At 70.3% G+C, this 11,779-nt stretch carries 3 protein-coding genes and 1 pseudogene; 3 read left to right on the top strand and 1 reads right to left on the bottom strand.

Features of this window, described 5'->3' with window-relative positions; all coding sequences use genetic code 11:
* Positions 1-79: 79 nt before the first annotated feature.
* A pseudogene (gene lnt, locus A5713_RS09170) lies at positions 80-2,732 on the top strand (apolipoprotein N-acyltransferase).
* Here lnt and rbpA read toward each other — a convergent pair.
* Positions 2,707-3,042 (bottom strand): RNA polymerase-binding protein RbpA, encoded by a 336-nt coding sequence (rbpA, locus tag A5713_RS09160; protein WP_067926986.1) that lies wholly within the window; start codon positions 3,040-3,042, stop codon positions 2,707-2,709. The pseudogene lnt and the gene rbpA overlap by 26 nt on opposite strands.
* Before the next feature lie 172 nt (positions 3,043-3,214).
* On the opposite strand from rbpA, the gene A5713_RS09155 reads away from it, so the two are divergent.
* Positions 3,215-3,565 (top strand): hypothetical protein, encoded by a 351-nt coding sequence (locus A5713_RS09155; RefSeq protein WP_082972860.1) that lies wholly within the window; start codon positions 3,215-3,217, stop codon positions 3,563-3,565.
* 338 nt (positions 3,566-3,903) lie between these two features.
* Positions 3,904-11,779: type I polyketide synthase (locus tag A5713_RS09150; protein WP_156751812.1), on the top strand; the 7,876-nt coding region annotated here is incomplete at its 3' end.

Raw genomic sequence — 11,779 nt, 5'->3', positions numbered from 1 at the left:
CGAGCCCGACGACGGCGTCGACGCCCCGGAACCCGGCGCCCCGGCGCTGGCGGACCGCCTGGGCCGCGCGCGGCGGCGGGTGTCGGCGCGGCTGCCCGGCGTGCGGGCCGCCCTGCTGCCGCGGCTGACCCGGTTGGCGTGCGCCGTGGCCGGCGGTGTGCTGCTGTACACCAGCTTCCCGTCGCTGAACTGGTGGTGGGGCGCGGTTGTGGCCGCCGCGCTGCTGGCCTGGGTGCTCAAGCACCCGGCGACGACGCCGGCGGGCGGCTTGGGCTACGGGTTCCTGTTCGGCCTGGCGTTCTATCTGCCGCTGCTGCCCTGGATCAGCCTGCTCGTCGGCGCCGTGCCCTGGATGGCGTTGGCCATGACGTGTGCGCTGTTTCCCGCGCTGTTCGGCCTGTGCGCCGTGGTCGTGCGCCGGCTGCCGGGCTGGCCCGTCTGGTTCGCGCTGGTGTGGACGGCACAGGAGTGGCTGAAATCAACCGTCCCGTTCGGCGGCTTCCCGTGGGGCGTGGTGGCCTTCGGCCAGGCGCAGGGCCCCTTCCTGCCCTTGGCCCAGCTCGGCGGTCCCGCGTTGCTCTCGATGGCGATCGTGCTGGTGGGCTTCAGCGCGACCGCCATCGAGCTCGAGATCGTGAAATGGTGGCGCACCGGCAATCGGGCGCACCGCGGCGACGACGAACCGGTGAAAGCCGATGCGGCACCGCCCGCCGTGGTGCTGCCTGGCGTCTGCATCTGCCTGGTCTTGTTCGTCTCCGTCATCGTCTGGCCCCAGGTTCGGCACGCCGGCACGGGATCGGGCGGCGAGCCCTCGGTCACCGTGGCGGTGGTGCAGGGCAACGTGCCGCGGCTCGGCCTCGACTTCAACGCGCAGCGCCGCGCGGTGCTCGACAACCACGTGCGCGAGACGCTGCACCTGGCGGAGGACGTGCGCTCCGGACAGGCGCCGCAACCGCAATTCGTCATCTGGCCGGAGGACTCATCGGACATCGACCCCCTGGTGAACGTCGACGCCGCGCTGGAGATATCCCAGGCCGCGACCGCGATCGGCGCGCCGATCCTGATCGGTACCGTGTCCGAACTGCCCGGCAGCCCGCCGGAGAATCCGCAATACACCAACACCATGATCGTGTGGAACCCGGCGACCGGACCGGCCGATCGGCACGACAAGGAAATCGTGCAGCCATTCGGCGAATACCTGCCGATGCCCTGGCTCTTCAGGCACCTTTCCAGCTACGCCGACCGCGCCGGGAACATGGTGCCCCGCCCGGGCCGGGACATCGTGCACATCGCCGGGGTGCCGGTCGGGGTGGCCACCTGCTGGGAAGTGATCTTCGACCGCGTCCCGCGCAACGCGGTCCGCAACGGCGCCCAGTTGCTGGCCGTTCCGAGCAACAACGCCACTTTCAACAAGACGATGAGCGAACAACAGCTGGGTTTCGCCAAGGTGCGGGCCGTTGAACACGATCGATACGTGGTGGTCGCCGGCACCACCGGGATCAGCGCGGTGATCGCACCGGACGGGGCCGAGCTGGTGCGCACCGACTTCTTCCAGCCCGATTACCTGGATATGCAGGTTCGCCTGAAGACCAAGCTGACGCCGGCCACCCGCTGGGGCCCGCCGTTGCAATGGCTCCTGGTCGCGACGGCCGGGGCGGCAATCTTGGCCGGGATACGGCAGAATGGTTGGTTCGCGCGTTCGATTCGTCGGAGGTCCAAGGGTCCGGACGGATCCTCGGACGCCGGCACGCCCCCAGGCGAAACCCCACCCGGCGAGGCGGACAGTCCTCCCGAGGAGGGCGGAGACCAGGCGCCGCCGGATGACGAGGGTGACTACACTCCGCTCCACGAGGGCGGCCGACGACCGTCGCGTAATTTCGGGCGACACAGAGGAGCTACATGACCACCGGCCAGCCGGCGCCCCGGGACTCGGGAAGTCGTCCCAGCGAGCGCGTCCTGGTGATCATTCCCACCTACAACGAGCGGGAGAACCTGCCGGTGATCCACCGGCGGTTGAAGGACGCCTGTCCCCACGTGCACCTGCTCATCGTCGACGACAGCAGCCCCGACGGCACCGGCGAGCTCGCCGAGGAACTGGCGGCCGCAGACGCGGGTCGTACCCACGTCATGCACCGGACGGCCAAGGACGGGCTGGGCGCGGCGTACCTGGCGGGCTTCGCCTGGGGACTGAGCCGCGACTACTCCGTGTTGGTGGAGATGGACGCCGACGGCAGCCACGCGCCCGAACAGCTGCACCGCCTGCTGGACGCCATCGACGCCGGAGCCGACCTGGCCATCGGTTCCCGCTACGTCGAAGGCGGCTCAGTGCGGAACTGGCCGTGGCGACGCTGGGCGCTGTCGTGGACGGCCAACACCTATGCGCGCGTCGCGCTGGGCATCGGTGTGCACGACATCACCGCCGGCTACCGCGCGTACCGCCGCGAAGTCCTCGAGGCGATCGGCCTCGACGCGGTGGACTCCAAGGGCTACTGCTTCCAGATCGACCTGACCTGGCGCACGGTGTGCAACGGGTTCGTCATCGCCGAGGTGCCGATCACCTTCACCGAGCGTGAACTGGGCGTCTCGAAGATGAGCGGCTCGAACATCCGCGAGGCGCTGGTCAAGGTCACCCGATGGGGCATCGAGGGGCGCAAGACTCGCGCCGGCACCCAGCGCGCGGACAACCGCAGCTAAAGCGGTCTGAGGTCAGCCGCGGCGGCGTGACCGGATGATTTCGAGCCGCTCCTTGAGCAGCTCTTCGAGCTCTTCGACGCTGCGCCGTTCCAGCAACATGTCCCAGTGCGTGCGCGGCGGCTTCACCTTCTTCGGCTCGGGCAGGTCGCCCTCGATCAGGGTGCCTTCCAAGCCGTTGCGGCACAGCCAGGTGCCGGGAATTTCGGCGTCGTCGGCGAAGGGGACCTCGAACTCTTCGCCGTTCTCGGTGCGGTACTTCGCGAGCTGACGTGGTGCAAGGTCGTGGTTGCGGTCGGTCTCGTAGCTCACGGCTCCGAGGCGACTGCCCCTAAGGACGCGATCAGCCATGTTGCTACTCCTCTAGGTCTTTTCGAACTTTCGGGCTGCTGTAGTGCAATTCTGTCCCGCTTGGCAAACGTCGCGGCGCTCGGCGTAGTTCCCGGCCTCGGTGGCCGGCGTACGCGACGCGGCCTTCAATGATACCGGGATCGCCGCGCGAACCCGACTAAAGTCGGCAGCCGTGAGCCGTCGCACCCCTCCGCAACCCTGCCGCTGGTGCGGTCGAGACGTGTCCGACGCGGGGATGGGACGCCGCCGCCAGTACTGCCGGCAGTCGTGCCGGCAGCGGGCGTACGAACAGCGCGCCTCGTTGACCCGGGGGCCCGCAGTGGCGCTGCCTCCTGACGCGGTGGTCCTGTCGGCCGACGACGCGGTCGACCTGTCCGACCGGGTCTACCAGGTGCGGTGCGCGGCCGAGGACGTCGCGACCGCCCTCGAAGAAGGGGCCCGGCCCGCCGAACTGCGCGAATTGTGCGACGTGCTGATCCGAGCCGCCCGGGCGGCCGACGGCTGGCGCCGGGCCGGTGTCTGACCCGTCCTGACCACGATCGATGCTCAGCCGGGTACAGTCGCGCCATGGAAGGCGCGTCAGTTGTATCCCGGCCTGCCCGGGCCCGGACGGTCCCCGGCACCCGCGGGCGCAAACGCGCGTTTTCGATCCCCTTGGACAAGGCGTTCCTCACGCCCAAGCCGGTCCTCCTGTAGCAGCCGGGAGCATCGGACGTTTTGAAATCCCGTCGGAGTTGGCGATACTCACCAGCGACATTCTTGGGCCGGAGAGCGGCACGACATCGCATCGTGCAGCAATTTCCGTGACTCGGCGAGAGTCGCATCAGGGCATCTGACGGCCAAGTTAGGCGAGAGGTAGTGATGGTGGATCAACTCCAGCATGCGACCGAAGCGCTGCGCAAAGCGCTGGTCCAGGTCGAACGCCTGAAACGCACCAACCGTGCGCTGCTGGAGCGGTCGAGCGAGCCGATCGCGATCGTCGGGATGTCCTGCCGTTTCCCTGGCGGAGTCGAGACACCGGAAGACCTCTGGCGGATGGTCGCCGACGGCCGCGACGTGATCACGGACTTCCCCAGCGATCGCGGCTGGGACCTGGCGAGCCTGTACGACCCGGACCCCGACGCGCGCCACAAGACCTACGCGAAGACCGGTGGTTTCGTCGACGGTGTGGCCGACTTCGATCCGGCCTTCTTCGGGATCGCTCCGAGCGAGGCGCTCGCGATGGACCCGCAGCATCGGATGCTGTTGGAACTGTCCTGGGAGGCGCTGGAGCGGGGCGGGATCGACCCCAGCGGGCTGCGCGGCAGCGCGACCGGTGTGTTCGCCGGCCTCATCGTCCAGGGCTACGGCATGCTCGCCGAGGAGATCGAGGGCTACCGACTGACCGGCATGACCTCCAGTGTCGCCTCGGGCCGGGTGTCGTACGTGCTGGGGCTCGAGGGCCCGGCGGTGTCGGTGGACACGGCCTGTTCGTCGTCATTGGTCGCGCTGCACATGGCGGTGCAGTCGCTGCGTTCGGGGGAGTGCGACCTGGCGCTGGCCGGCGGCGCGACCGTCAATGCCACCCCGACGGTCTTCGTCGAATTCAGTCGCCACCGCGGGCTGGCCCCCGATGGCCGGTCCAAGGCTTACGCCGGGGCGGCCGACGGCGTCGGCTGGTCGGAGGGCGGCGCGATGCTGGTCGTCGAGCGGCTCTCGGACGCCCGGCGGTTGGGCCATCCGGTGCTGGCGCTGGTGCGCGGATCGGCGGTCAACCAGGACGGGGCATCGAATGGGTTGACCGCGCCGAACGGCCCCTCGCAGCAGCGGGTGGTGCGTGCGGCGCTGGCCAATGCAGGCCTGTCGGCGGCGGACGTGGATGTGGTGGAAGGCCACGGCACGGGCACGACGCTGGGTGACCCGATCGAGGCGCAGGCGTTGCTGGCGACCTACGGGCAGGACCGGTCCCAGCCGCTCTGGCTGGGGTCGATCAAGTCGAACATGGGCCACACGCAGGCGGCGGCGGGTGTGGCCGGCGTGATCAAGATGGTTCAGGGCATGCGCCACGAAATGCTGCCGGCGACCTTGCATGTGGACGTGCCCAGCCCGCACGTCGACTGGTCGGCGGGATCGGTGTCGTTGCTGACCGAGGCGCAGCCGTGGCCCGCCGGGCACCGGGTGCAACGCGCCGGTGTGTCCTCGTTCGGGATCAGCGGCACCAACGCACACGTGATCATCGAGGCGGCCCCCGCGCCCGAGCCGCGCGAGGACCACCCGACACCCGTGGCCGTGCCGTGGGCGGTGTCGGCGAAATCCTTGTCGGCGTTGAGGTCCCAGGCCGCCCGGCTGGCAGCGCATGTGCGCGGGCGCGGTGACCTCGACGTCGCCGACGTGGCCTGGACGCTGGCGGGCCGCGCGACCTTCGAGCATCGGGCCGTCGTCATCGGTGGTGACCGGGACCGGTTGCTGGCGGGGCTCGACGAGCTGGCCGGCGATGAGCTGACGGGGTCGGTCGTTCAGGGCAGCGCGGGACCGGCCGGCAAGACCGTCTTCGTGTTTCCCGGCCAAGGTTCCCAATGGCTGGGCATGGGCGTCGAATTGCTCGACACCGCCCCGGTTTTCGCCCAGCAGATCAACGCGTGCGAGGAGGCGTTCGCCGAATTCGTCGACTGGTCGCTGATCGACGTCCTGCGCGGCGCGCCCGGGGCTCCGGGGATGGATCGCGTAGACGTGGTCCAGCCGGTGCTGTTCGCGGTGATGGTGTCGCTGGCCGAACTGTGGAGATCGGTCGGCGTCAACCCAGACGCGGTGATCGGCCACTCACAGGGTGAGATCGCCGCGGCGTATGTCGCCGGCGCCCTGTCGCTGCGCGACGCCGCCCGGGTGGTCACGTTGCGCAGCAAGCTGCTGCGGTCACTGGCGCACTCCGGGGGCATGCTGTCGATCGCATGCAGCACCGAGCGGGCACGAGAGTTGTTGGCGCCCTACGGCAACCGGATCAGTATCGCGGCCGTCAACGGCCGGTCGGCGGTGGTGGTGTCGGGCGAGGTGGCCGCGCTGGATGAACTCGCCGGATTCTGCGCCGACCTCGAGCTGCGCAGCCGCCGGATCGACGTGGACTACGCGTCGCACTCGGTCGAGGTCGAGGCCATTCGCGACGAGCTGATCGAGGCGCTGGCCGGTATCGAACCGAGTTCCTCGCGTGTCGCCTTCTTCTCCACGGTGACCGGAAATCGTTTGGACACCGCCGGTTTGGATGCCGCCTACTGGTATCGCAACATCCGGCAGACCGTGCAGTTCGACCAGGCGGTGCGCGCCGCCTGCGAGCACGGGTACCGCACGTTCGTCGAATCCAGTCCGCACCCCGCGCTGATCGCCGGCATCGAAGACACCTGCAACGACTGCGCCTCCGGCGATGCCGCGGCGATCGTCGTTCCCACCCTGGGCCGCGATGACGGCGGCCTCGAGCGATTCCTGGCGTCGGCCGCCGCCGCGTTCGTGGCGGGGGTGAGCGTGAACTGGCGCGGTCTCCTGGCCGGCGCGAGCTTCGTGGAGCTGCCGACGTACGCCTTTGACCGGCGCAGGTTTTGGCTGTCGGGCGAGGGCGTCGGGGCCGACGCCGCGGGCCTCGGGCTGGGCGCCAGCGAGCACGCGTTGCTCAGCGCTGTCGTGGAGTTGCCGGCGTCGGGCGGGGTGCTGCTGACGGGTCGGCTGTCGCCCAGCCTGCAGGGCTGGCTGGCCGATCACGCGGTCTCCGGGGCCGCGGTGTTCCCGGGCGCGGGGTTCGTCGAGCTGGCGATCCGGGCCGGCGACCAGGTCGGCTGTTCGGTAGTCGACGAACTGACGTTGCAGGCGCCCCTGATGCTGCCCGCCGCCAGTTCCGTTGCGGTGCAAGTGGTTGTCGGTCCCGGCGAGGAATCCGGCCGGCGTCCCGTCTCGGTGTTCTCCCGGGCCGACGCCGGTTCGGGCTGGGTGTGCCACGCGGAGGGAGTGTTGAGCTCCCGTTCGATCGAGCCGAGCGCCGACCTGTCGGTGTGGCCGCCCGCGGGCGCGGTCGCGGTGGACGTGGCCGACGGCTACGACCGGCTGGCGGCCCACGGATACGGCTACGGTCCGGCGTTCCGGGGATTGACCGCGACGTGGATCCGCGGCGACGAGGTGTTCGCCGAGGTGCGGCTGCCGGACGCGGCCGGAGGCGTCGGTGGCTTCGGGGTGCACCCCGCGTTGCTCGACGCGGCGATGCACGCCGTCATCATGGCGCAGCAGGCGGCGGGCCGGCCCGTCGACGTGATGCTGCCCTTCTCGTGGCAGGACGTTTCGTTGCACGCCGCCGGTGCGACCGCGGTGCGCGCCCGCATCGCGCCGGTGAACCCAGCGGCCGGCGGCGGCGCCACCGCGATCTCGATCGAGCTCGCCGACGGTCTGGGATTGCCGGTGTTGTCGGTGGGTGCGATGGTTGCCCGCCCGGTGACCGAGCGGCAGCTGCGTGCGGCGGTGTCGAGTTCTGGCCCCGAGCGGCTGTTCGAGGTGGCGTGGTCGCCGGCCACCGCGTCGGCGACCGGCCCCGCGCCGTCTTACGAAATACTGGAATCGCTTGCCGAAGAACAGGATCCGGTCAGCGCAACGTATGAGCGCACGCATCGGGCGCTGACCGCGGTCCAGGCGTGGCTGACCGAACGTGACTCCGGTGTGCTGATCGTGGCGACTCGCGGCGCCGTGGGACTGCCCGGCGAGGACATCGGCGACCTGCCCGGCGCGGCGGTGTGGGGTCTGGTGCGTTCGGCGCAGACGGAACACCCCGGCCGCATGGTCCTGGTGGATTCCGATGTGCCGCTGGATGATCGGGCCGCCGCGTCGGCGCTCGCCGCGGGGGAGCCGCAGGTGTTGCTGCGCGACGGCCAGGTCTACACGGCGCGGGTGCGGCCCAGCCGCGCCGCCGACGATCTCCTGGTGCCCCCGGCCGAGGGACCCTGGCGATTGGGCATCGGCAGCGCCGGAACCTTCGAAAACCTGCGGCTGGAGCCGGTTCCCAACGCCGACGCGCCCCTGGAGCCCGGTCAGGTGCGGGTCGCACTGCGCGCTATCGCGGCCAACTTCCGCGACATCATGATCACCCTGGGCATGTTCACCCATGACGCGCTGCTCGGCGGTGAAGGCGCCGGCGTGGTGACCGAGGTCGGTCCGGGCGTCACCGAATTCGCCGTCGGCGACTCGGTTTACGGATTCTTCCCGGACGGGAGCGGCACGTTGGTCCCCGGCGACGTGCGGCTGCTGCAGCCGATGCCTGCGGACTGGTCCTACGCCGAGGCCGCCGCCATCTCGGCCGTCTTCACCACCGCGTACATGGCGTTCGTGCACCTGGCGGATGTCAAGCCGGGCCAACGCGTGCTGGTGCACGCCGCGGCCGGCGGTGTCGGCATGGCCGCGGTCCAGTTGGGCCGCCATTTGGGTCTGGAGATCTTCGCGACGGCCAGCAAGGGCAAGTGGGACACGTTGCGGGCCATGGGCTTCGACGAGGACCACATCTCGGATTCCCGCAGCCTCGAGTTCGAGGAGAAGTTTCGCGCGGTGACCGGTGGCCGCGGGATGGATGTGGTGCTGGATTCGCTGGCGGGTGACTTCGTGGACGCGTCACTGCGGCTGGTGGCCCCGGGCGGCGTGTTCCTGGAGATGGGCAAGACCGACATCCGCGACCCCGGCGTGATCGCCCAGGAGTATCCGGGCGTGCGCTACCGCGCCTTCGACCTTTTCGAGCCCGGCCGGCCCCGGATGCACCAGTGGATGATCGAGTTGGCCGGGTTGTTCGACGCCGGTGTGCTGAGCCCGTTGCCGGTCACCACGTTCGACATCCGGCGTGCCCGTGCGGCGTTGCGGTACCTGAGCCAGGCGCGCCACATCGGCAAGGTCGTCATGACGGTCCCGGACGCGCCGGCGGCAGGCACCGTGCTGATCACGGGTGGGACCGGAATGGCGGGTTCGACGCTGGCCCGCCACTTGGTGAGGCACCACGGGGTACAGAACCTGGTGTTGTTGAGCCGCAGCGGTCCCGACGCGCCCGGGTCGGCCGAGCTGATCGCCGAACTGGAGGAAGCCGGGGCGCGGGTGCGCGCGGTCGCGTGCGACGCCGCCGACCGGCAGGCCCTGGCCCCGGTGATCGGCGAGATTCCGGCGGCGCACCCACTCACCGGGGTGGTTCACGCCGCCGGTGTGCTCGACGACGCGGTGGTCACGTCGTTGACCCCGGAACGCGTCGATGCCGTGTTGCGCGCCAAGGTCGATGCCGCCTGGAACCTGCACGAGCTCACCCGCGACCTCGACCTGTCGATGTTCGTCATGTTCTCCTCGATGGCCGGGCTGGTGGGGTCTTCGGGGCAGGCCAACTACGCGGCGGCCAACTCCTTCCTGGACGGGCTGGCCGCGCATCGACGCGCCCACGGGTTGCCGGCGATCTCGCTGGGCTGGGGGTTGTGGGATCAGGCCAGCGCCATGACCGGTGGGCTCGACGCCGCCGACCTCGCCCGGCTCGGCCGCGACGGCATCCTGGCCTTGTCGTCGGGCGAGGCGATGGAGTTGTTCGACACCGCGCTGATCGTCGACGAGCCGTTCCTGGCGCCCGCCCGCATCGACCTGACCGCGTTGCGTGCCCACGCCGCCGCGGTCCCGCCCATGTTCGCCGACCTGGTCAACGCGCCCGCGCGGCGCCAGGTCGACGACTCGCTGGCCGCCGCGAAGTCGAAATCGGCTCTGGCCCACCGCCTGCACGGGCTGCCCGAACCAGAACAGCACGCCGTGCTGCTCGACCTGGTCCGCTCGCACATCGCCACCGTCCTGGGCAACACCACGCCGGAGGCGATCGACCCGGACAAGGCGTTCCAAGACCTGGGCTTCGACTCGCTGACCGCGGTCGAAATGCGCAACCGGCTGAAAACCGCGACCGGACTGGCGCTTTCACCCACCCTGATCTTCGACTACCCGACACCCAATGGGCTGGCGGGCTACATCCGCGGCGAACTCGCCGGAATGCCACAGGAAATCACGCCCACCCCGGTGGTTCGCGCCGTCGGCGACGACCCGATCGTGATCGTCGGCATGGCCTGCCGCTATCCGGGCGGGGTGAATTCCCCCGACGACCTCTGGCAGATGCTGGTCGAGCGCCGCGACGTGCTCTCGGGCTTTCCCACCGACCGCGGCTGGGACCTGGCGGGCATCTACAACCCCGATCCCGACGTGCCGGGCACCTGCTATACCCGCACCGGCGGCTTCGTGGACGGCGTCGCGGACTTCGACCCCGCCTTCTTCGGCATCGCGCCCAGCGAGGCGCTGGCCATGGATCCCCAGCAGCGGATGTTCCTGGAGCTGTCGTGGGAAGCGTTGGAGCGGGCCGGAATCGAACCCGGCGCGTTGCGCGGCAGCGCGACCGGCATGTTCGCCGGGGTGTATACCCAGGGTTACGGCATGGGCGCCGCCCCGGCCGCGGAGGGCTTCCGCCTGACCGGGCAGTCGTCGAGTGTGGCATCGGGCCGCGTGTCGTACGTGCTGGGCTTGGAGGGGCCGGCGGTATCGGTGGACACCGCGTGCTCGTCGTCGTTGGTCGCGTTGCACATGGCGGCGCAGTCGCTGCGTTCGGGGGAGTGCGATCTGGCGCTGGCCGGCGGCGTCACCGTCAACGCCACACCCGACATCTTCGTGGAGTTCAGCCGCATGCGCGGGTTGTCCGCGGATGGCCGCTGCAAGGCGTACGCGGGGGCCGCCGACGGCACCGGTTTCTCCGAAGGCGGCGGCATGCTTGTGGTCGAGCGCCTCTCGGATGCGCGGCGGCTCGGCCACCCGGTGCTGGCGGTGGTGCGGGGATCGGCCATCAACCAGGACGGTGCGTCGAACGGGTTGACCGCGCCTAACGGTCCGTCCCAGCAGCGGGTGGTCCGGGCGGCGCTGGCCAACGCCAGCTTGTCCGCGGCCGAGGTCGACGTGGTCGAAGGCCACGGCACGGGAACCACGTTGGGCGATCCCATCGAGGCCCAGGCATTGTTGGCGACCTACGGGCAGGACCGGTCCGAGCCGCTCCTGTTGGGCTCGATCAAGTCGAACATGGGCCACACGCAGGCCGCCGCCGGCGTGGCCGGCGTGATCAAGATGGTGCTCGCCATGCGCCACGGCCTGTTGCCGGCGACGCTGCACGTCGACGAACCCAGCCCGCACGTCGACTGGTCGGTGGGATCGGTGGAGCTGCTCACCGAGCCGCAGCCCTGGCCGGCGAACCGTGCGCGCCGGGCGGGCGTGTCGTCATTCGGCATTAGTGGCACCAACGCGCACGTGATCATCGAGGCCGCGCCCGTCGAGCCCACGCCGGTGGTGGAACATCGCACATTGCCGGTGGTGCCCTGGGCGGTGTCGGCAAAGTCGTTGCCGGCGTTGAGCTCCCAAGCCGGGCGGCTCGCCGAGCACCTGCGCCGGCGCAGCGACCTCGACGTCGGCGACGTGGCCTGGTCGCTGGCGGGCCGGTCGAACTTCGAGCACCGGGCCGTCGTCGTCGGTGCTGATCGTGACGAGTTGCTGGCCGGCCTCGACGAGTTGGCCACCGGCGAAGTCGGGTCGGTCGTGCAGGGCACGGCGACACCGGGCGGCAAGACCGTCTTCGTCTTCCCCGGCCAAGGCGCCCAGATACTGGGCATGGGAATGGGCCTGCACGCCGCGTACCCGGTGTTCGCCGAGGCGTTCAACACCGTCGTGGCCGAGCTCGACCGGCACCTGCTGCGCC

Source organism: Mycobacterium sp. E2497 (assembly GCF_001668695.1).
In the GTDB taxonomy this organism is placed as follows: domain Bacteria; phylum Actinomycetota; class Actinomycetes; order Mycobacteriales; family Mycobacteriaceae; genus Mycobacterium.
Note: the sequence above shows the minus strand (reverse complement) of the source record. Positions and strands in the feature narration are given on the sequence as shown.

What these genes read in the sequence shown, in the direction of transcription:
- rbpA (WP_067926986.1), bottom strand. Translation starts at nt 3,042, where the DNA reads ATGGCTGATCGCGTCCTTAGGGGCAGTCGCCTCGGAGCCGTGAGCTAC.